At 67.1% G+C, this 19,711-nt stretch carries 21 protein-coding genes; 17 read left to right on the top strand and 4 right to left on the bottom strand.

The annotated features are described in order from the left end of the window. The first annotated feature begins 87 nt into the window (after positions 1 to 87). From ribH to METUNV2_RS0101900, 16 genes are all read left to right on the top strand, one after another. The gene (gene ribH / locus METUNV2_RS0101975) at positions 88 to 561 is read left to right on the top strand and encodes a 6,7-dimethyl-8-ribityllumazine synthase (protein WP_008064208.1); all 474 of its coding nucleotides are present in this window, start codon (positions 88 to 90) and stop codon (positions 559 to 561) included. Continuing rightward, positions 558 to 1,031 (top strand): transcription antitermination factor NusB, encoded by a 474-nt coding sequence (nusB, locus tag METUNV2_RS0101970; protein ID WP_018227839.1) that lies wholly within the window; start codon positions 558 to 560, stop codon positions 1,029 to 1,031. Before ribH ends, nusB begins: the two co-directional genes overlap by 4 nt. 84 nt (positions 1,032 to 1,115) lie before the next feature. Next, positions 1,116 to 2,099: a thiamine-phosphate kinase gene (gene thiL, locus METUNV2_RS0101965; protein ID WP_018227838.1), complete on the top strand. Its 984-nt coding sequence runs from the start codon at positions 1,116 to 1,118 to the stop codon at positions 2,097 to 2,099. Positions 2,100 to 2,181: 82 nt separating this feature from the next. Further along, positions 2,182 to 2,628 carry a phosphatidylglycerophosphatase A family protein gene (locus tag METUNV2_RS0101960; protein WP_036271159.1) on the top strand — a complete coding sequence of 149 codons (447 nt, stop codon included), beginning with the start codon at positions 2,182 to 2,184 and terminating at the stop codon, positions 2,626 to 2,628. A 12-nt stretch (positions 2,629 to 2,640) separates the two neighbouring features. Then, on the top strand, positions 2,641 to 3,162 hold the full coding sequence (locus METUNV2_RS0101955) for a CinA family protein (protein WP_018227836.1): 522 nt from the start codon (positions 2,641 to 2,643) through the stop codon (positions 3,160 to 3,162). A gap of 29 nt (positions 3,163 to 3,191) precedes the next feature. Beyond that, positions 3,192 to 4,226 (top strand): recombinase RecA, encoded by a 1,035-nt coding sequence (recA, locus tag METUNV2_RS0101950; RefSeq protein ID WP_018227835.1) that lies wholly within the window; start codon positions 3,192 to 3,194, stop codon positions 4,224 to 4,226. Continuing rightward, positions 4,223 to 4,666 (top strand): recombination regulator RecX, encoded by a 444-nt coding sequence (gene recX, locus METUNV2_RS0101945; protein WP_018227834.1) that lies wholly within the window; start codon positions 4,223 to 4,225, stop codon positions 4,664 to 4,666. Before recA ends, recX begins: the two co-directional genes overlap by 4 nt. Continuing rightward, positions 4,659 to 5,399 (top strand): LPS export ABC transporter ATP-binding protein, encoded by a 741-nt coding sequence (lptB, locus tag METUNV2_RS0101940; RefSeq protein WP_018227833.1) that lies wholly within the window; start codon positions 4,659 to 4,661, stop codon positions 5,397 to 5,399. The genes recX and lptB overlap by 8 nt, the downstream gene beginning before the upstream one ends. Positions 5,400 to 5,421: 22 nt before the next feature. Continuing rightward, positions 5,422 to 6,867: an RNA polymerase factor sigma-54 gene (locus METUNV2_RS0101935; RefSeq protein ID WP_018227832.1), complete on the top strand. Its 1,446-nt coding sequence runs from the start codon at positions 5,422 to 5,424 to the stop codon at positions 6,865 to 6,867. 45 nt (positions 6,868 to 6,912) lie between these two features. Further along, positions 6,913 to 7,233, top strand: a complete 321-nt coding sequence (gene hpf, locus METUNV2_RS0101930; protein WP_018227831.1) for a ribosome hibernation-promoting factor, HPF/YfiA family — start codon at positions 6,913 to 6,915, stop codon at positions 7,231 to 7,233. Positions 7,234 to 7,435: 202 nt separating this feature from the next. Next, on the top strand, positions 7,436 to 7,924 hold the full coding sequence (gene ptsN / locus METUNV2_RS0101925; protein ID WP_018227830.1) for a PTS IIA-like nitrogen regulatory protein PtsN: 489 nt from the start codon (positions 7,436 to 7,438) through the stop codon (positions 7,922 to 7,924). Continuing rightward, positions 7,893 to 8,828: an HPr(Ser) kinase/phosphatase gene (gene hprK, locus METUNV2_RS0101920; RefSeq protein ID WP_018227829.1), complete on the top strand. Its 936-nt coding sequence runs from the start codon at positions 7,893 to 7,895 to the stop codon at positions 8,826 to 8,828. Before ptsN ends, hprK begins: the two co-directional genes overlap by 32 nt. Positions 8,829 to 8,935: 107 nt before the next feature. After that, complete coding sequence (locus METUNV2_RS0101915) at positions 8,936 to 9,259, top strand: PsiF family protein (RefSeq protein ID WP_018227828.1); 324 nt, start codon at positions 8,936 to 8,938, stop codon at positions 9,257 to 9,259. Between the two features lie 132 nt (positions 9,260 to 9,391). Continuing rightward, positions 9,392 to 10,102: a hypothetical protein gene (locus METUNV2_RS0101910; RefSeq protein ID WP_018227827.1), complete on the top strand. Its 711-nt coding sequence runs from the start codon at positions 9,392 to 9,394 to the stop codon at positions 10,100 to 10,102. 75 nt (positions 10,103 to 10,177) lie between these two features. Further along, complete coding sequence (locus tag METUNV2_RS0101905; protein WP_018227826.1) at positions 10,178 to 10,984, top strand: hypothetical protein; 807 nt, start codon at positions 10,178 to 10,180, stop codon at positions 10,982 to 10,984. Positions 10,985 to 11,080: 96 nt separating this feature from the next. Next, positions 11,081 to 13,507 carry a serine/threonine-protein kinase gene (locus tag METUNV2_RS0101900; protein ID WP_018227825.1) on the top strand — a complete coding sequence of 809 codons (2,427 nt, stop codon included), beginning with the start codon at positions 11,081 to 11,083 and terminating at the stop codon, positions 13,505 to 13,507. A 36-nt stretch (positions 13,508 to 13,543) separates the two neighbouring features. Here METUNV2_RS0101900 and METUNV2_RS0101895 read toward each other — a convergent pair whose 3' ends face one another. Both METUNV2_RS0101895 and METUNV2_RS0101890 read right to left on the bottom strand, forming a co-directional pair. After that, the gene (locus METUNV2_RS0101895) at positions 13,544 to 14,434 is read right to left on the bottom strand and encodes an adenylate/guanylate cyclase domain-containing protein (RefSeq protein WP_026187797.1); all 891 of its coding nucleotides are present in this window, start codon (positions 14,432 to 14,434) and stop codon (positions 13,544 to 13,546) included. Between the two features lie 101 nt (positions 14,435 to 14,535). Further along, positions 14,536 to 15,282 carry a pteridine reductase gene (locus tag METUNV2_RS0101890; RefSeq protein ID WP_008064177.1) on the bottom strand — a complete coding sequence of 249 codons (747 nt, stop codon included), beginning with the start codon at positions 15,280 to 15,282 and terminating at the stop codon, positions 14,536 to 14,538. Positions 15,283 to 15,380: 98 nt separating this feature from the next. Here METUNV2_RS0101890 and METUNV2_RS0101885 point away from each other — a divergent pair, with 98 nt between their 5' ends. Beyond that, on the top strand, positions 15,381 to 16,523 hold the full coding sequence (locus METUNV2_RS0101885; protein ID WP_018227822.1) for a class I SAM-dependent methyltransferase: 1,143 nt from the start codon (positions 15,381 to 15,383) through the stop codon (positions 16,521 to 16,523). A 16-nt stretch (positions 16,524 to 16,539) separates the two neighbouring features. On the opposite strand, the gene METUNV2_RS0101880 is transcribed toward METUNV2_RS0101885, so the two are convergent. Then, entirely contained in the window at positions 16,540 to 17,505 is a 966-nt protein-coding gene (locus METUNV2_RS0101880; protein WP_018227821.1) for an AAA family ATPase, read from the bottom strand. A 128-nt stretch (positions 17,506 to 17,633) separates the two neighbouring features. Next, a complete protein-coding gene (locus METUNV2_RS0101875; RefSeq protein ID WP_026187795.1) occupies positions 17,634 to 19,490 on the bottom strand; it encodes a serine/threonine-protein kinase in 1,857 nt (618 codons plus the stop codon). Positions 19,491 to 19,711 lie beyond the last annotated feature (221 nt).

The following is a 19,711-nucleotide window of genomic DNA, read 5'->3' as shown; positions in this document are numbered from 1 at the left end:
GAGGGGGCTGCGCCCATCCTTGGGGCGGCCCGGCGGATGGCGCGGCGCCCTCATCCAGCGCAATGAACAACTGACACGGACATCGACATGCCCCGCTTCAACGACATCCCCGAAATCGAGGAAAACCTCGACGGCAAAGGCCTGCGCGTCGCGATCGCGACCGCACGCTTCAACCCGGACATCGGCAACGGCCTGCTGTCCGCCTGCTGCGACGAACTGCGCAAGCTGGGCGTGGCACCGGCCGACACGCTGATCGTGACCGTGCCCGGCGCGCTGGAACTGCCGCTGGTGCTGCAGCGCCTTGCGCTGTCCGGCAAGTACGACGCGCTGGTCGCACTCGGCGCGGTCATCCGCGGCGAGACCTACCACTTCGAGATCGTGTCGAACGAAATGGCGCGCGGCGTGGCGGACATCCAGCTCAAGACCGGCGTGCCGATCGCCAACGGCGTGCTGACCACCGAAAACGACGATCAGGCGATCGCCCGCATGCACGAGAAGGGCAGCGACTGTGCCCGAGCCGCGGTCGAAATGGCGCGCCTGCTCGCCACGCTGACCGAATGACCATGGACACCAAACCCGACGCCCCGCGCAAGTCCGGCCGCCGCCTCGCCCGCGAATACGCGGTGCAGGGCATCTATCAGTCGCTGCTGTCCGGCAACGACGCACCGGCCATCGACGCCCACCTCAGCGAGGACCCCGGGTTTTCCAAGGTCGACCGCAAGCTGTTCCGCCAGCTGCTGAATGGCGCGCTGGACAATGCCGAGACGCTGCGCGGCCATTTCTCCGGCCTGATCGACCGCAAGGTCGAAGAGCTGTCGCCGGTCGAGCACGCCATCCTGCTGGTGGCTACCTACGAACTGGCGCACATGATCGAAACGCCCTACCGGGTGGTGATCAACGAAGCGATCGAGCTGACCAAGGAATTCGGCGGCGCCGACGGCCACAAGTTCGTCAACGGCGTGCTGGACAAGCTCGCGCCGGCGCTGCGCGCGGTCGAGGTCGAAGCGGCGCGCAACCGCCCGCGCGGCTGATCCCGCTCCAGCGCCACAAACGATGCGTGCGGTGTGCGCCGCGGGCGCTTCAGACAGCTTTGACGCGCCGGCCGGAGTGCCCGCATGAGCACCACGCGCCACACTGCCGCCCCCAGCCCCGAGTTCGACCTCATCCGCCGGTACTTCGTGCGGCCGATGCGGGCCGCCGCGCTCGGCCCGGGTGACGACTGTGCGCTGGTTTCACCGTCGCCGGGCCACGAACTGGCGATCACCAGCGATATGCTGGTCGCCGGCACCCACTTCCTGCCCGACACCGATCCGCACCGCCTGGGCTGGAAGACGCTTGCGGTCAATCTGTCCGACGTCGCCGCGATGGGCGCGACGCCGCGCTGGGTCACGCTCGCGCTGTCGCTGCCCGGCGTCGATCACGACTGGCTGGCCGCCTTCGCTGCCGGCTTTTTCGACTGTGCGGACACCTTCGGCGTGGATCTGATCGGCGGCGACACCACCCGCGGCCCGCTCAATCTTTGCGTCACCGCCTTCGGCGAGGTGGCCCGCGGCCGTGCGGTGCGCCGCGGCGGTGCGCAGGCCGGTGACCGCATCTGGGTGTCCGGCCAGCCGGGCCGGGCGGCGCTCGGTCTGGCGGATCTGCTGGGCCGGCTCACGCTGGCGCCCGCTGCGCGCGCCGACTGCATCGCCGCACTCGAACAGCCTCAGCCGCGGGTGGCACTCGGTGCGGCGCTCAACGGCATCGCATCCGCGATGATCGACGTGTCCGACGGCCTGCTGGCCGATCTGGGTCACATCGCGGCGGCCAGCGGTCTGCTCGCGGAGGTCGAGGATGCCGCCTTGCCCCGGGCCGCGCTCGACGCCACCTGCGCCGATCCGGCCGCGGTCAGTGACGCGCTGCTGGCCGGTGGCGACGATTACGAACTGCTGTTCTGCGCCCCGCCTGCCGCCGACGCGGCGCTGGCCGCACTGTCCGCCCGTCTCGGCCTGACGCTGAACCGCATCGGCCAACTGCGGGCCGGAAGCGGTGTTGAACTGATCGACGACGCCGGCCGACCGCTGCCGGTGGTGCGTCGCGGCTACGACCATTTTTCCTGATCCGGCAGCCCGCCTGCGCACCATGAAACTGAAAACAAAAACGCCCTATCCCGGCCCCGGCTTTCTGGTCCATCCGGCCCACATGCTGGCCTGCGGTTTCGGCAGCGGCCTCATTCCCTACGCTTCAGGCACCTGGGGCACGCTGGCCGCGTGGCCGCTCTACCTGCTGATCAAGCCCTCGTTCTCCGACGGCGCGTTCGCGCTTTTCCTGCTGGTCGCTTTCGCGCTGGGCTCGGCCTGCTGCCAGCGGGTGGGCCGGGTACTGGGCGTACCCGATCACGGCGCCATCGTGTGGGACGAAATCGTCGCCTTCTGGCTGGTACTGTGGGTGACGCCAGTCAATTTCTGGTGGCAGCTGCTGGCTTTCTTCGCCTTCCGCTTCTTCGACATCTTCAAGCCGCCCCCGGCGCGCTGGGTGGATGTGAACATGAAGCACGGCTTCGGCGTCATGCTGGACGACGTGATCGCCGCAGTGTTCGCCGCCGCCTCGATCGCGGTCGCCTGGCGGCTGTACGGCGCGATTTTCTGATGCAGGACGGCGATGGACGCTGAACTGGAAAGACTGTCGGCCGAAATCGGGGCCGCGCTGCAGGCCGCAGGCGGGATACTTGCCACAGCAGAATCCTGCACCGGAGGGTGGGTGGCTGAAATCGTCACCGCCACCGCGGGCAGTTCGGCCTGGTTCGACTGCGGCTTCGTCACCTACTCCAATGCCGCCAAGCAGCGCATGCTGGGGGTCGCCGAAGCGACGCTGAACGCGCACGGCGCGGTCAGCGAGCCGGTGGCGCTGGAGATGGCGCGCGGGGCGCTCGCGCATTCGGACGCGACGGCCGCGCTGTCCATCACTGGCATTGCCGGCCCGGGTGGCGCGGTGCCGGGCAAGCCGGTGGGCACCGTGTGCTTCGGCTGGGCGCTGGCCGACGGCCGCACCCGTACCGAAACCCGGCACTTCGACGGTGACCGCGAAGCGGTCCGCCGACAATCCTCATGTCATACACTGGCCGTGCTCCTGGCTTTGCTGGGTGCGACGCCGCAAGACCCCGTGGCAAGAACTGTGCCATAATCGACCGCATTCAGACGAAAGGATTACGCATGGACGACAGCAAGGCCAAGGCGCTCGCCGCAGCGCTGGCGCAGATCGAAAAGCAGTTCGGCAAGGGCTCGATCATGCGCATGAGCGATGGCCAGCTCGAGAACGACATCCAGGCGGTATCGACCGGCTCGCTCGGACTGGACATCGCGCTCGGCATCGGCGGCCTGCCGCGCGGCCGGGTGGTCGAGATCTACGGTCCGGAATCGTCCGGCAAGACCACGCTCACGCTGCAGGTGATCGCCGAAATGCAGAAGCTGGGTGGCACCGCGGCCTTCATCGACGCCGAACACGCGCTCGACGTGCAGTACGCCGGCAAGCTGGGCGTCAATGTGAGCGACCTGCTCATTTCGCAGCCGGACACCGGCGAACAGGCGCTGGAAATCGCCGACATGCTGGTGCGTTCGGGTGGTGTGGACATCATCGTGATCGACTCGGTGGCCGCACTGACGCCGAAGGCGGAAATCGAGGGCGAAATGGGCGATTCGCTGCCCGGCCTGCAGGCCCGCCTGATGAGCCAGGCGCTGCGCAAGCTGACCGCCAACATCAAGCGCACCAATACGTTGGTCATCTTCATCAACCAGATCCGGATGAAGATCGGCGTCATGTTCGGCAATCCGGAAACCACCACTGGCGGCAATGCGCTGAAGTTCTACGCCTCGGTCCGCCTGGACATCCGCCGCACCGGCGCGATCAAGAAGGGCGAAGAAGTGGTCGGCTCGGAAACCCGCGTGAAGGTGGTCAAGAACAAGGTGGCGCCGCCGTTCAAGCAGGCCGAATTCGACATCCTGTACGGTGAGGGCATTTCGCGCGAAGGCGAAATCATCGAACTGGGCGTGCTGCACAAGTTCATCGAGAAGTCAGGCGCCTGGTATTCCTACAGCGGCGACCGCATCGGTCAGGGCAAGGACAATGTGCGCGAATTCCTGCGCGCCAATCCGGCCATGGCCCGCGAAATCGAGAACAAGGTGCGCGTGGCCTGCACCATGCCTGAACTGGCGGTGATCGCGCCTGACAGCAAGGCGGACGCTGCGTGAGCGACGCGCTGCGCGAGAAGGCATTGCGCCTGCTCGCGCGGCGCGAACACAGCCGCGCCGAACTGACGCGCAAGCTGCGCGACGACGGTGACGACGAAGCGATCGCCACACTGCTCGCCCGACTGGAAGACAGCGGTCTGCTGTCGGACGCACGTTTCGCCGGCCAGTTCGTGGCGTCACGTGCGGCCCGCTTCGGTACCCGCCGGCTGCTGCACGACCTGAAGCAGCGCGGCATACCGGACAGCGAAGTGGGCGAGGCGCTGGCTTCGGTCGAACAGGACGAGCATGCCCGCGCCCGTGCGGTGTGGGCGAAGAAGTTCGACGATCGGCCGACGGATGCGAAAAGCTGGGCGAAACAGGCCAGATTTCTGCAGTCACGCGGCTTTTCCGCCGATAGCATTCACAAGGTACTGCGCGAACAGCCCGAACAAGATGAGTGAGAACCGGACCGCCAGCCTGCTCAAGGTCGAGAGGCTGCGCAAGAAATACAAGTCGCGCCCGGTGGTGAAGGAAGTGTCCTTCGAAGTCGGCAGTGGCGAAGTGATCGGTCTGCTCGGCCCGAACGGCGCGGGCAAGACCACCTGTTTCTACATGATCGTCGGCCTGGTCAGCGCCGACGGCGGCGAGATACAGCTGGACGGCGAGCGGCTCACCCATCTGCCGATACACCGGCGCGCGCACGCCGGTCTGTCCTACCTGCCGCAGGAAAATTCAGTATTCCGCAAGCTGGACGTCGAAGAGAACATCCTCGCCATCCTGGAACTGAACGAGAAGGACGCCGCCCGCCGCAAGGCGAGGCTGGACGAACTGCTGGACGAACTGGGCATCGCCCACCTGCGCAAGAGCCCGGCTGCCGCGCTGTCCGGCGGCGAGCGCCGCCGGGTCGAGATCGCCCGTGCGCTGGCCACTTCGCCACGCTTCATCCTGCTGGACGAACCGTTCGCCGGCGTGGACCCGATCGCGGTGATCGACATCCAGAAAACCATCCGCTTCCTGAAGGATCGCGGCATCGGCGTACTCATCACCGACCACAACGTGCGCGAAACCCTGGGCATCTGCGACCGCGCCTACATCATCAACGCCGGCGAGGTGCTGGCGAGCGGCCGGCCGGAAGAAATCGTGTATAACGAAAGCGTCAGGAAGGTCTATCTCGGCGAGCATTTCCGCCTGTAGACGACGGCCAGAACCGGTAACCATGAAGCAGTCGCTGCAACTCAAACTTTCCCAGCATCTCGCGCTGACACCGCAGCTGCAGCAGTCCATCCGGCTGCTTCAGCTGTCGACCATCGAGTTCAACCAGGAGATCGAACGCTTCCTGGACGAGAACCCGATGCTGGAGCGCGACGACAGCGAGGCAGCGAGCTATCAGCCGCCCCCTGACAGCATGGGTGGCGACACGCGCGAACGCGAAAGCGGCCCGTCCGAAGTCAGCGAAGCGCCCGCGGACAGCGGCCCGCAGGACGGCCCGGTCGGCGGCGATATGGACGACTGGTCCGGCGAGAGCGGCAGCTACGGCTCGCGCAGCGGCGGCGATGACGACGACGGCGACTACCAGGACGTACAGGCCGCCGGCACTTCGCTGCGCGACCACCTGTGCAGCCAGCTCGCGCTGTCGCAGATGTGCGAACGCGACCGCTCGCTGATCCGCCTGCTGATCGAGGCACTGGACGACGACGGCTACCTGAATCAGGAGCTGGAAGAGCTGGTCGACCTGCTGCCGCCGGAAGAGGACATCGATCTCGACGATCTGTCGATCGCGCTGCGCCAGCTGCAGAATTTCGATCCGGTCGGTGTCGGCGCGCGTGACCCGCGCGAATGCCTGCTGCTTCAGCTCAAGGCGCTGCCGACCGACGAAGTGTCCACGCTGGCACGCGTCATCATCGATCTGCACATCGATCTGCTGGCCGCCCGCGATTTCGCCAAGATCCGCCGCGCGGTCGGCTGCGACGAGGAACTGCTGCGCGCAGCCCAGTCGCTGATCCGTTCGCTGAACCCGCGTCCGGGTGCCCAGTTCGCGCCGATCGACGCCCGCTACATCGTGCCCGACGTGGTGGTGCGCAAGGTGCGCGGCCACTGGACCGCCATGCTCAATCCGGAAGCGATGCCGCGGCTGCGCATCAACCGGCTGTACGCGGAAATCCTGCAGGGCCAGCGCGGCAGCGGCCTGTCCGGCCAGCTGCAGGAAGCCAAGTGGCTGATCAAGAACGTGCAGCAGCGCTTCGACACCATCCTGCGGGTATCGGCGGCCATCGTCGAACGCCAGCGCCAGTTCTTCGAATTCGGTGAAGTGGCGATGCGGCCGCTCACGCTGCGCGAAATCGCCGAAACGCTGGAACTGCACGAATCCACCATTTCGCGCGTGACCTCGCAGAAGTACATGGCGACCACGCGCGGCCTGTTCGAACTGAAGTATTTCTTCGGAAGCCATGTGGCAACCGAAAGCGGCGGGGCCTGCTCGGCCACCGCAATCCGCGCGCTCATCCGCCAGTTGGTGGGCGCCGAGGATGCCAAGCGCCCGCTGTCGGACTCGCGCATCGCGGAAATACTGGGCCAGCAGGGCATCGTGGTTGCGCGGCGCACCATCGCCAAGTACCGCGAATCCCTGAACATCCCGCCGGTCAGCGTGCGCAAGGCGATCTGATACGGATCGCCCCGCATTTTTCGTCCCGTAACGAAAGGAGGCAGCATGAACCTCACCATCACCGGCCATCACCTTGAAGTCACCCCGGCCATCCGCGAGTACATCGAGTCCAAGCTCGATCGCGTGATCCGCCACTTTGACCACGTGACCAGTGTTTCCGTGATCCTGTCGGTGGAGAAGCTGCGACAGAAGGCGGAAGTCACGCTGCATGTGCGCGGCAAGGACATCTTCGTCGAAGCCGAAAGCGAAGACATGTACGCCACGCTGGACAACCTGATCGACAAGCTCGATCGCCAGGTGCTCAAGCACAAGGAAAAGACCAGCGACCACTCGCGCGAAGCGCTGAAGCACCAGACGGCGGAGTGAAGCGGATGCGCTGCACGGCCGGCGTATAATCACCGTCTTTGCTGCAGCGCAATCAACTTCCTGGCGCGGCCACCGTTAACAGCGGTACCGCGCCCGCCGCGTGTCCGGAGTCGTTCCAGATGAATCAAGCTGCACGCCTTTCCTGCTTACCGCGTCCTGCGGGAGCGAGCTGTTGCCACGGTGTATCTCCGCGAGTGAAGTCATGACGCTCATCGCCAAGCTGCTGCCGGCGACCAACATCTGCCTCGGTCTCGAGGCCAGCAGCAAGAAACGCGTGTTCGAACAGGCCGGCCTGCTGTTCGAGAACAATCAGGGCATCGCCCGCAGCCAGGTGTTCGACAGCCTGTTCGCCCGCGAAAAACTCGGTTCCACCGGGCTGGGACAGGGCGTCGCCATCCCGCATGGCCGCATCAAGGGCCTGAAGGAAGCCATTGGCGGTTTCGTGCGCCTGGAAACGCCGGTTGCCTTCGACGCGCCGGACGGTCGCCCGGTCAATCTGCTGTTCGTACTGCTGGTACCTGAACAGGCGACCGAACTGCATCTGCAGATCCTGTCCGAACTGGCGCAGATGTTTGCCGACAAGGCCTTCCGCGAACAGCTGCAGCAGGCCACCGAGGTGGCCGCCATCCACACCCTGTTTACTGCCTGGCAGCCTGCGCATGCGGAAGCTCAGCGTCGCGCGGCTGTTTGAGGACAACCGCGACCGCCTGCGCCTGCAGTGGCAGTGCGGCAGCGGCGAAACGCTCATCATCGCCGACCAGACCGGGCTGTCGCCGGCCGATCTGGTCGGTCACCTGAACACCATCCACACCCGGCGCATCCAGGTCATCGGCGTACCGGAAATCCTGTGGGCCGAGTCGGTACCGTCGCGCAAGGTCGAGGACATTGTCGAAACCCTGCAGGACGCCCGCCCGCCCGCCTTCATCGTGGCTGACGGCGCGGAGCCGCCGGCAGCCATCCGCACCGGCTGCGCCAGCCGCGGCATCCCGCTGATCACGACCCAGCGCAGCGCGGCATCGGTGATCGACCAGCTGCGCGCCTATCTCGCCCGCTCGCTGGCCGACCAGACCACGCTGCACGGCGTGTCGATGGACGTGCTGGGCATGGGCGTGCTGATCACCGGCGATTCCGGCGTCGGCAAGAGCGAACTGGCGCTGGAACTGATCTCTCGCGGCCACGGCCTGGTGGCCGACGACTGCGTCGACATTTCCCGCATCGCGCCGAATGTGCTGGAAGGCCGCTGCCCGGAGCTGCTGAAGGACTTCCTCGAAGTGCGCGGCCTTGGCGTGCTGAACATCCGCACCGTGTTCGGTGAAACCGCCTGCCGCCGCAAGATGAAGCTGCAGCTGGTGGTGCATCTGCAGAAACAGGTGAGCGGCCTGCCTGAAGCCACTCGCATGCCGCTGGACAACGAAATGATGGACATCCTCGGCGTGAAGATACGCAAGGTGGTCATCCCGGTCGCTGCCGGCCGCAACCTGGCGGTGCTGGTGGAGGCCGCCGTGCGCACCACCATCCTGAGCTTCCGCGGCATTGATTCCACGCTGGAATTCGTCGAGCGGCAGCGCCGCGCCCTCGGCGGGGAGGATGGCTGACCCGGCTGTACATGACAATGACATGAGCATACGATGCGGACGGCCGCCCACCCGGGGGGCCGTCCGCGTTTGCCTTGTCCATCCGTCACACAGTCTGGAGGTCAGTCATGCCGCACATCCGTCACACGCTCGTTCTCGCCCTGATCGGGCTTTCCGCATCCGTATTTCTTCCCGGTACCGCATCCGCAGGCACGCAGCAGGACCGCATGCGCGACTGCCACAAGGAAGCGAAGGAAAAGGCGCTGAAAGGCGATGAACGCAGCAGCTTCATGAGCCAGTGCCTGTCCGGCGGCAAGAGCGCCGACAAGGAAAAGAGCACGGACAAGACAGCGCTGGCCGAGAAACGGAAGCAGTGCCGCGCCGACGCGCGCGACAAGTCGCTGAAGGGCGACGAACGCAAGGCCTTCGTCGCCGACTGCGTGAAAGCCTGACGCCCACATGCCGGCCGGGAACACCCGGCCGGCATGCTTTCGTGCGCTATGCAACATCCGGTGCGGCGCCGTGCTGAGGCCTGACGATGGCCTTTGCTATAGTCCAGCGGTCTTCGAACGCCGGAGAATCCGATGGCGCGACCGCACCTCACCGCACGCACCCTGCTGCGCCTGACCGGCGCACTGGCCGTCGGCATGGCCGTCCAGTCCGCCAGCGCCTTCAGCTTCACCGAGGACGCGCAGAAGGACGCGGCCGAGGACGCCGCCCGCAGCGCCGCTGCCAGTGCCGGCCTGACCGCGCTGCCCCAGCCCTGCCTGGACGAACTGAAGCGGCGCAAGATCATGATCGTGATGGGCGAGCGCTCAGGCGAAGGCATCACCGCCGACCAGGCCCGTTACAGCCCGCATTTCAACGCCATCCACAAACGCCTGCAGAAGCTGGGCATCCGCACGCTGACCCAGCAGGAAATCCGTGCCCAGGTCGCCCAGGCCGAAGTGGATGCCTATTTCCGCAACGACCCGGACGCCGCGCTCGCCGCGTCCAAGAAGCTCGGCGCCCAGCTGGTGATGCGCGGTCTGATCGAGGCGCGCAGCGGCATGAATCCGGTGCTGCACATACCCGAAGTGTCGGTCAGCATCGACTACGCACTGCTCACCTCCGGCGGCACCCGGCTCTCGGAAGCGTCCGCCAGCGCCGAATCCTATTCGGGCAGCGACACGCTGGCGATGGCACGCACGCTGATCGAGGAACAGGCGGACGGCGTGGTGAACCGGCTGCTCGGCGACTACTGCGCGGCCCGTCCGGTGGGTGAAGAAAAGAAGGGCAAGAAGAAAGGCAAATAAGCGTCGCGCAGCCGGATCGCGCGGCCAATCAACGGAACGACACGGTTCCGGACATTTTCAGGGAAAGGGACTTCCATGCAACTGAACAGATTTCACACGGCCGTACTGGCCGCCGCCCTCGGCGGCATTGCGACGCTGGCCCACGCCCAGCCCACCTTCGAGAGCGCCTCGCCGACCGCCGGCAGCAGCGTGTCGCAGAAGGCGAACGAAGGTGCCGACAAGGCCATGTACAAGGCAGTCGAGTACACCAACAAGTCAAAGCCGGGCCCGACGGTGATCGTGGTGCCGGGCGAAATCAAGAGCAATAACGCCACCTTCACCCAGAAGTTCGCGTCGAACAATATCGCCGACTTCGGCGAACTGGAGCTTTCACACGCCAACTTCAAGGTGCTGGAGCGTTCCGACCTCGGCCCGCTGCTGAACGAGTTCCAGCTGGCCTACTCGATGGGCGACCCAGGTTCGGCCAAGAAGATGCTGCAGAAGGGCAAGTTCAAGACGACCAAGTACGTGGTCAAGTTCGACATCCTGAAGGCCGAGCAGGTGGCGGCTGCCAAGGAAGGCGTGAGCGGCCGTACGCTGGGCAACATCATCGGCATCCTCGGCGGCAGCCGCGGCAGCTACGCCGCCGGCGAAGCGGTCGGCTCGGTCGAGACGGGTGCTGCCGCCGGTGTCTGGATCATCGGCATGCGCTACAAGATCATGGACGCCAACACCACCGAACAGCTGGCCCAGGGCTATACCGAAGAGAAGATGGAAGTGGGCGCCAAGGGTTCCTCCATTCTCGGCGTGTCGAGCAGCCAGGAAGGCGGCATCACGCTGGACGGCATGGTTCAGCGCCTGGTGCAGAAGTCGGTCTGGGAAATCGATTCGAAGTACAAGTAAGCGGCCCTGCCCTGCCCGCGCTGCGGGCAGGGCGATCCGCGATACAGCCGGTCCCGCAGGCGGATGCATCCGCCTGCATCCCGACGGAGCAGCCGAGTGAGCATCCCCGCCAAACTGGGCAAGTACAACATCCTGCGCGAACTGGGCCAGGGTGCGATGGGCATCGTCTACGAAGGCCGCGATCCGGTCATCGACCGCCGGGTGGCGATCAAGACGCTGAAACGCGAACAGATCGAGCGCAGCGAGGCGGACGAGGTGATCGCGCGCTTCAAGCGCGAGGCGCAGGCGGCCGGCCGGCTCAACCACCCGAACGTGGTGGCCATCTATGAGTATGGTGAAGAAGCGGACGGCACCGCCTTCATCGCGATGGAATTCGTGCACGGCCGCGAACTGAAGGACGCCTTCGATTCGGACGAGCGCATCGCGCTGCCGCTGGTGGGCCGCATCATGGGCCAGCTGCTGGACGCGCTGGAACACGCCCACCGCAACGGCGTCGTGCACCGCGACATTAAGCCGGCCAACATCATCCTGCTGGCCGACGGCACGGTGAAGGTGGCCGATTTTGGCGTGGCCCGCATCGAATCGTCCAATCTGACCCAGGCCGGCACGGTCATGGGTACGCCGTCCTACATGTCGCCCGAACAGTTCATGGGCCAGACCGTGGATGGCCGCAGCGACCTGTTTTCCGCTGGCGTGGTGCTGTACCAGCTGCTGACCGGCGAAAAGCCGTTCACCGGCGCGCTCACCACCATCATGCACAAGGTGCTGAAGGAAGATCCGCCCTGGCCTTCGGTGCTGAACGTACATGTGCCGGCCCGCCTCGACGCAGTGGTGAAACGGGCGATGGCCAAGCGGCCGGAAGACCGCTTCCAGAACGCAGCCGACTTCCGGCGCGCGCTCGACGCTGCGCTGTCAGGTGCGCAGGCGGACGACGACTCCACCACGGTCAATCTGGGCGACGCCACGCTGTCGGACGCCACGCTCGCCAATGCGACGATGGCCAGCGCACCACCCGCCGCTCCGGCCGATGCGACGCTGCAACAGCCAGTACGCCCCACCACGGTCAGCGAAACACCCGTTGCCCCCGCCACGTCAGCACCTGCGACGCGCACGGATACACCGCCTCCCGCGCCGGCCCCGCAGTCCCGCCCGGCATCGTCCCGCGCCCCGATCGCGGTCGCCGTGACGGCTGCACTGGTCGCGGTCGCCGCGGGCGGCTGGCTGCTGACCCGGCCGACGCCGGAGGCAGCAGCCCCCGCGGCCACCGCCCCGGTCGCGGCAGAGCCAGCCGCCGCGGCACCGGTGGCCGTCACGCCCGCGCCGCCGCTCGACCCGGGCGTGGCGGTAATCAGCGCCATAGGCCTGGCCGACCCGAGCGATCCGAAGCTGGCCGACAATCCGGCCGCCGTGACCCAGGCGCTGCGCGAAGACGCGCGCCGGCAGATTCTCGAAAAGGCGGTCGCGCTGTTCGTCGACCCGAAATCGGTAAATGCGCATTACGACGTGCTGCAGGCCAGACTGCTCGACCGCAGCGGCGACTTCATCCAGGCGGTGCTCGAAGAAGGTCCACCCCAGCTGGGCAAGGACGGCCTGATGGCTGGCCAGGTGCGGGCCGCGGTCAAGGTGCGCCAGGTGCAGAAGTCGCTGAACCAGATGTCGCAGGACGAACGGGTGGATTTCATCCGCAACAACGGCGATCCGAAGATCGCGGTGGCGGTGGCCTCACGCTGGGCCGAGGGCGACCCCAACGCACCGGCGCAGCGCTCGGCGCTGGCCGAAAACACCTTGAAGCAGCACATCCAGGGCTTCGGCTTCCGCACCTGGAACGACGAAGCCAATGCTGCCCAGAACGCGGACTTCACCGTGGACAGCGAAGTGCGCTTCAAGCGCCTGAGCGCGCGGCTGCCGGCTTCCGGCCTGGTGATCGAGAAAGTGGTGCTGACCTCATGGACGGTGCGCTGCACCGACCGCAAGACCGGCGAGGAGGTGTATCTGAACACCGCGGTGCCGGAAGGCACGAGCTGGGCGTCGGAAGAGAAGGCGCTGGCCGACATCGGCAAGCGGGTGGGCGAACAGTTCAGCCGCGACTTCTTCCTCAGCCACTTCCACTTCACCGCGCGCCGGGTGGCGCTGCAGCTGACCGGCCTGCCGGGCGAGGAAGTGGCCGGATCGCTGCTGCGCGAAATCGCGTCGATGCGCTCGGTGCTCGGCGCCGAGGTGAAGACGCTGGGCCGCGACAGCGCCGCCTTCGTGGTGGACATGTCCGGCGGTCTGGCGGATACCGGGCAGAACGTACAGGCCGGCATCCTGATGCCGCTGTCGCGCAAGCTGGGGCGCAACTGCCTGAGCGTGGCGGCAAGCAGCCAGGACGCAGTCACGCTGGCTTTCGACGCTGGTTGCGCCACGCCGGACATGCTGGCCCGGCTGCAGACGCTGCCGCCGGCTGCACTGATGGAAGCCGCGCCGTCGCGTCGTCAGGCGGTGGTGAGCAATCCGGATACGCTGAAGAAGCTCAGCATGTGAAGTCCGTGCCGGCAGGCGCCGGCACGGCGGAGGCGATTACTCCAGTACCTCGAAACTCATCAGGTCTATGCCCTGTTCCAGCGCGCTGTGGCCGAAACCTATGGTGCCCTGGCCGCGCAGGATGATTTCCTCGCGCTTGAGCACCACCTCGTTCTCGCCTTCGATGCGCAGGAAGGTGCCATTGGTGCTCTGGTCAATCAGCACGAACTTGTCACGCCGGCGCTCGATACGCGCGTGATTGCGCGAGGCGCGCTGGTCCTTGATCACCACTTCGTTGCTCATGTCACGGCCGAGCGTGAGCGGGCCGTGGGCGTTGTCCACGGTCAGTTCGGTGTCGCGGTAGCGCACCATCAGCCGGGCGACGTTGTAGCTGGCGACGATGCTGGTCGCCTTCATCGTCAGATCGGCGCCTTCCTGCCACAGCACCTCGCACACCCTCACGTCGTCGGTCTTGCCCTTCACCGTCAATGCGTCGATTTCGCGTACCTGCGGCGCCAGACTCAGAGTGACCGCTGACAGGGTTTCGGCGCTGGTCATGATCTGACCTGCCTTGGCCAGACCGGCCATGCGGGACGCCATGTTCACGGTATCGCCGAACACATCGCCGTTTTCCTCGATCGCCGGGCCGTAGTGAAAACCCACGCGGATCGCCAGCTTCACGCCGGACACCGGCGGCAGATCGGTCACCCGGTGCTGCATTTCGCAGGCGGCCTGTATGCCGGCGTCGGCGTTCGGGAAGGTGGTCATCACCTCGTCGCCTATGGTCTTGATCACCCGGCCACCATGCCCGTCGACCACGCGGCTCATGCGGTTCAGGCAACGTTCGACCGCACGCAGCGCCTCGGCGTCACCCAGCTTTTCGTAAAGCCGGGTGCTGCCGGAGACGTCTGCGAACAGCACGCACAGCGAGGGATGTTGGGATGTCATGACTGGCCGGATGGGCGGGAACTTTGCGCCATTTTACAAACTAAGGCGACGCTACACGCACGCCTTCACTGCGGCAATACGACAAAGGTTCTACGGATGCGTCACAAATGCACGCTGCGCCCGCCATCTACCGCGATGATCTGGCCGGTGATGTAGGGCGCATCGTCGACCAGGAAGCGTACCGTACGCGCAATGTCCTGTGGATGGCCTTCGCGCCGCAGCAGCGTCTGCTGCACGATGCGCTCGCGCTCGGCGGCATCGAACAGGTCGTTTTCCGGCCACTGTATCGGCCCGGGTGCCACGCCATTCACCCGCACCTGCGGCGCCAGCTCGATCGCCAGTGCCCGGGTGAGCGTGGCCAGCGCACCCTTCGACGCGCTGTACAGCGCATAGCCGGGCAGCGGCCGGTCGGCGTGGATGTCGGCAATGTTCACGATGCAGCCGCCGCTGTCGCGCAGCGCCGGTGCGGCCGCCTGCGACAGGAACAGCGGCGCGCGGAAATTGCTGCCGGTGAGATCGTCCCAGTCACGCAGCGTAATGCTGCCGACCGGGGTCGGGTAGAAGGACGACGCATTATTGATCAGCGCATCCAGCCGGCCGAACTTGGCGACGGTCTTGTCCACCAGTTCCGGCAGCCGGGCGGTGTCCAGCAGGTCGGCCGACAGGCAGCACGCACTCTTGCCGCGCCGCGCATTGAGTTCATCCAGCAGCAGCAGCGCTTCCTCCGCCGACTGCCGGTAATGGATAGCCACCCGCCAGCCGCCGTCGTGCAGCGTGCGCGCGATCTGCGCGCCCAGCCGCCGTGCAGCGCCGGTGATCAGGGCCACCCTACCGTGTTCAATCGCCATCTTTCCCTCACCGTTGTTCTGCCCGACGGTTTGTCCGCCGTGTCTCAATGCCGCATTATCGCGGACCCGCGCCCGCTGTTTGCCACGATTACCGCACCATGTCCCTGCCCCAGCCCGATGCAGATGCCCTCGCCCACAGCGCCCGCCTGCGCGCGCGCATACTCGATGAGCTCGCTGGCGAAGGCTGGATGCCGTTCAGCCGCTACATGGAGCAGGCGCTGTACGCCCCCGGTCTGGGCTATTACAGCGGTGCACTGCAAAAGTTCGGCAGCGGCGGCGATTTCGTCACCGCCCCGGAACTGTCGCCGCTGTTCGGGCGCAGCCTGGCCCGCCAGCTGGCGGAACTGATGGCGCGCAGCGCGCCCAGCCTGATCGAGGCGGGCGCCGGCAGCGGTCGTCTGGCAGCCGATCTGCTGGCCGAACTGGAGCGGCTGGGCGCGCTGCCCGAGCGCTACGCCATCCTCGAACTGTCGGCCGATCTGCGCGCACGGCAGCAGGCGCTGATCGCCGCCGAACGGCCGCATCTGGCCGACCGTGTGGTCTGGCTGGACAGCCTGCCGGAACAGTTTGACGGCGTCGTGATCGGCAACGAAGTGCTGGACGCCATGCCGGTCGAGCGCTTGCGCGCGGGCGCCGACGGCATCGAACAGGCCGGCGTCGGCGCCACGGCCGACGGCGCGCTCGAAATCGTGTGGCGACCGGCACCGACCGATCTGGCCAACGAGGCACGGGCGCTCGGTTTCAGCGACGGCTATGACAGCGAAATCAATTTCGCCGCCCGCGCCTGGGTGGCCGAATGGGCCCGCCGCATCGGTCGCGGTGCACTGCTGCTGATCGACTACGGTTTTCCGCAGGCCGAGTACTACCACCCGGACCGGCGCACCGGCACCCTGATGTGCCACTACCGCCACCACGCCCACACCGACCCGCTGTGGATGCCCGGCCTGAACGACCTGACCGCCCATGTCGATTTCACCGCGGTGGCCCAGTCCGCCTTCGACGCCGGCATGTCGCTGGCCGGCTATACCTCGCAGGCCTATTTCCTGCTGAACTGCGGTGTGCTCGACCTGCTAGACCGCAACGCCGATGCGCTGACGCGGGCACGCGAGAACAGCGCGCTGAACCGGCTCACCTCGCCGGCCGAAATGGGCGAACTGTTCAAGGTGATCTGCACCACCCGCGGGCTGGACGACCTGCCGCTGCTCGGCTTCGCACGCGGCGACCGCAGCCACACGCTGTAGCGCGCGGGCGGCGCGCTCAGAAGCCGATCTTCTTCGGCCGGCTGGCCCGCCCGGCATCGAGATCGGCCGGCAACAGATGGTCGCGCTGCGCCAGCTTGGCGTTGCCGAAGGCGGCCAGCAGCACCTTGCGCATGTCGCGCGGCGGCACCTCGGCCAGCCGCTCCAGCACCTCGTCCGCTGGTTCCGGTTCGAAGCCCCAGTCGTGCGCCGCCACCAGTTCCTCGTACAGCGTGCGGGCGATGGAGCCGGCCTGCTCGCGGTCCGGCCGCGGCACCGTATAGACATTCATCCGGCTCAGGATGGGCTCCGGAATGGCGCGCTCATCGTTGGCGGTGGACACCCACATGATGTGGCTGGCGTCGATGTCGACCTCGACGAATTCGTCGCGGAACTGGCGCGCGGTGTCCTGTTCCAGCAGGCCGTACAGTGCGCCCATCGGGTCGTAGCGCGCGTCGCCGCCGGCCTTGTCCACCTCGTCCAGCACCATCAGCGGATTGGCATAGTCGCCGCACACCAGGGCCTGCGCCACCTTGCCCGGCTTGGCGTGCGACCACTGCGACGAAGCACCGGACAGGATCCAGCCGGCGGTGAGCGAAGACATGGACACGAATTCGAAGCCGGTCCCCAGCACGTTGGCGAGCTGACGGGCGAAGTGGGTCTTGCCGATGCCCGGCTCGCCCAGCAGCAGGATGGGCGTGAAGCTGACCGGCTCGTTGCCGGCCACCGCAAGGGCGAGCGAACGCTTCAGATCGTCCAGCACCGGGGCGAAATTGGGGCAGCGCGCATACAGCGGCCGCAGCCCCTCGAAGGACGAGGGCTTGACCACGTAGCGGGTGCCGCCCAGCGACTTCATCTTGGCGTAGAAGGCGGTCAGCGCTTCGTTGCGCGAGGGGCTGCCCGCCTCCATCGCGCGGTCGACGTCACCGACGTCGTAGATCTCGCGGCATTCCGCCAGAGGAATCCGAATGTCCGCCTGCTGCATGGCTGGTCTCCCGAAACCTGATGACTGCATCCACGGCGCGCCGCACCTGTTTCTGGAGCGGCGCGCACCCGTAAAAGATGAAGCATCATTCGCGCCCGATCAAGTGATCGGGCGGCGGGCGGCAGAAATCAGCCGGCGGACGGCACGATGAGCCGTGCCAGCGTCGGGAAGCGGCTGGGCTGGCCGAGCAGCAGGCGCACCAGTTCGTCCAGCCATTCGTTGCCGGCGTCGTCTGCCGGCGGCGTGTAATCGACGACGCCGAAACGTTCGACATTCTGCAGCGTGAGCCGCAGCGTCAGCGTCGCGTAATCGGCCACCAGTTCGGCGCGACCACGCACTTCCGGCGCCACTTCGAACACCTGCGCGCGCAGCCGGCCGTAGTCGTCGCGCGAGGGCTGTTCCTCGAAGCGCAGGCCGTGCTCCTTCAGCGCCACCCGCAGCGCATCGGCCGACAGCGCATCGCGCTCGCAGCGCAGCACCGATTGCCCGCGCAGCTGCCATGACAGCGCCACGCGGGCGATCTGGTCCGGCGCCTCGGCGCCGCGCTGACGCGCATTCACATCGGACGCCTGCCAGGACAGGCCGCGCAGCACGCCCAGCCCGAGCAGCGCGTAGTCGCGCGCCACCTGCGGCCGGATCACGTTGAGCTGCGACGACAGCTGGGTGAAGTAGTCGCGCACCAGCAGCAGGCGCCGCGACAACGCCTGTTCCGCGCCGGTGCGCGCAGCCTGTTCGCCGCGCTGCATCTGCATCGCGTGCGCACGGATGCGCTGCGCCTCGCCAGCCAGATCGGCCAGCAGCGAGGAGGCCGCCGCCGGAGCAGCCGGCACGGAGCTGGCCACCACCTGCGGCGGCTGGCGCGCAGCCGGTGCCCGGGGCGCCGCGTCGAGCGGACGCGGTGCCGGCGCATCGGTCAGGGTCGGAAAGGCCACCGGCTCGGTCGCGGATTCGCGGCCACTGCGGAGCGGCGCGCGGAGTGGCGACGGCTGGCCGATCGATGCATCCGGCGCGCCACGGGCAGCGAAGGCATCGATGTCGGCCGCCAGTTCGGCCAGCACGTCGTCAACCGGTGCAGCCGGCTTGTCAGAGCGGCCCCGCCGATAGGGGGGCGGCGCCTCCTCGGCGCGCGGCAACGGCTCGCTGCGCACGTCCTCCTGCGGGAGCTGTGCGGGTGCGTCGACCACCGCACCGCGCAGTGCGACCGCCAGTGCGGCGGCATCGGCATAGCGGTCCACCGGCGACTTGGCGAGCGCCTTCATCACCACGATGTCGAGATCGGAAGGCACTTCCGGATCGAGCGCGCTGGGTGTCGGCGTCGGCGCGTGAGCAATGTTCTCCAGCACGGTGCCGAGCGAACCGGTCAGCGGCGAACCGAAAGGCGGCCGGCCAGCCAGCATTTCGAACATCAGCGCGCCGAGCGAGAACACGTCGGACCGCGCATCCGGCGGCAGGCCCTGCACCTGTTCCGGCGACAGGTACTGCGGCATCGCCGGCAACGCATCCGGCGACGGCACCGGCAGGCCGAAGTCGGTCACCGAAACCCGGCCCTCGCCGTCGATCAGGATGTTGGACGCCTTCAGCCCGCCATGCACCACGCCGGCGGCATGGGCACAGGCCAGCGCCTCCGCCACCTGCAGGCCGATACTGCGCACCCATTCGAAGGACATGCGCGGCAGTACGTCCAGCAGCTGGCGCAGCGAGCGCGCGTCCGGCCGCTCGCTGACCACCCAGGGCTGGCCGTCGGCGGCGACCCCCTGCTCGATCGCCCTGACCACCCCCGGATGGCGCAGACCCGAAGTGGCCAGCACGCTGCGGCCGAGCGCGCGGACATAGGCGTCGGGGTCGGCCACGATGTCGATGCGGAACAGCTTGAGCGCCAGCGTGCGACCCGCGCCCGGTTCGGTGGCTTCGAATACCGCACCGCGTTCGCCGCGACCGATTTCCCGGCCCAGCACATAGCGTCCGAGGCGGCGCACGTCGTTCATGCGCGGATCTCCGCGGACAGGGACGGGCCGGCTTGGGTCAGGCGGGAATGCGTGGGGAATCGGGCAAGGCGCTGCATGCGCAGCATATTACCCGGGTTGGATGGCGCAGGCGCTCGCGCCAGCGCAAAGAAGGCGGGTGAAGCGGATTCAGGGCAGTGCGCCGGGGCGATGCAGGCACATCGCCAGCGCCCATGCGGCGAGACGGACAGTAGCGGGCCAGA

Source organism: Methyloversatilis universalis EHg5 (assembly GCF_000378945.1).
In the GTDB taxonomy this organism is placed as follows: Bacteria; Pseudomonadota; Gammaproteobacteria; order Burkholderiales; family Rhodocyclaceae; genus Methyloversatilis; species Methyloversatilis universalis_A.
This window is presented reverse-complemented; position numbering and strand designations above follow the sequence as displayed.

Bases quoted from the DNA above. Each gene is read 5' to 3' on its own strand.
- METUNV2_RS0101915 (WP_018227828.1), top strand. From the start codon at position 8,936: ATGCCGCACATCCGTCACACGCTCGTTCTCGCCCTGATCGGGCTTTCC.
- METUNV2_RS0101960 (WP_036271159.1), top strand. From the start codon at position 2,182: ATGCTGGCCTGCGGTTTCGGCAGCGGCCTCATTCCCTACGCTTCAGGC.
- METUNV2_RS0101885 (WP_018227822.1), top strand. From the start codon at position 15,381: ATGTCCCTGCCCCAGCCCGATGCAGATGCCCTCGCCCACAGCGCCCGC.
- ribH (WP_008064208.1), top strand. From the start codon at position 88: ATGCCCCGCTTCAACGACATCCCCGAAATCGAGGAAAACCTCGACGGC.
- thiL (WP_018227838.1), top strand. From the start codon at position 1,116: ATGAGCACCACGCGCCACACTGCCGCCCCCAGCCCCGAGTTCGACCTC.
- METUNV2_RS0101895 (WP_026187797.1), bottom strand. From the start codon at position 14,434: ATGACATCCCAACATCCCTCGCTGTGCGTGCTGTTCGCAGACGTCTCC.
- METUNV2_RS0101880 (WP_018227821.1), bottom strand. From the start codon at position 17,505: ATGCAGCAGGCGGACATTCGGATTCCTCTGGCGGAATGCCGCGAGATC.
- METUNV2_RS0101955 (WP_018227836.1), top strand. From the start codon at position 2,641: ATGGACGCTGAACTGGAAAGACTGTCGGCCGAAATCGGGGCCGCGCTG.
- ptsN (WP_018227830.1), top strand. From the start codon at position 7,436: ATGACGCTCATCGCCAAGCTGCTGCCGGCGACCAACATCTGCCTCGGT.
- METUNV2_RS0101935 (WP_018227832.1), top strand. From the start codon at position 5,422: ATGAAGCAGTCGCTGCAACTCAAACTTTCCCAGCATCTCGCGCTGACA.
- recA (WP_018227835.1), top strand. From the start codon at position 3,192: ATGGACGACAGCAAGGCCAAGGCGCTCGCCGCAGCGCTGGCGCAGATC.
- METUNV2_RS0101910 (WP_018227827.1), top strand. From the start codon at position 9,392: ATGGCGCGACCGCACCTCACCGCACGCACCCTGCTGCGCCTGACCGGC.
- METUNV2_RS0101875 (WP_026187795.1), bottom strand. From the start codon at position 19,490: ATGAACGACGTGCGCCGCCTCGGACGCTATGTGCTGGGCCGGGAAATC.
- METUNV2_RS0101905 (WP_018227826.1), top strand. From the start codon at position 10,178: ATGCAACTGAACAGATTTCACACGGCCGTACTGGCCGCCGCCCTCGGC.
- nusB (WP_018227839.1), top strand. From the start codon at position 558: ATGACCATGGACACCAAACCCGACGCCCCGCGCAAGTCCGGCCGCCGC.
- hprK (WP_018227829.1), top strand. From the start codon at position 7,893: ATGCGGAAGCTCAGCGTCGCGCGGCTGTTTGAGGACAACCGCGACCGC.
- lptB (WP_018227833.1), top strand. From the start codon at position 4,659: ATGAGTGAGAACCGGACCGCCAGCCTGCTCAAGGTCGAGAGGCTGCGC.
- METUNV2_RS0101890 (WP_008064177.1), bottom strand. From the start codon at position 15,282: ATGGCGATTGAACACGGTAGGGTGGCCCTGATCACCGGCGCTGCACGG.
- hpf (WP_018227831.1), top strand. From the start codon at position 6,913: ATGAACCTCACCATCACCGGCCATCACCTTGAAGTCACCCCGGCCATC.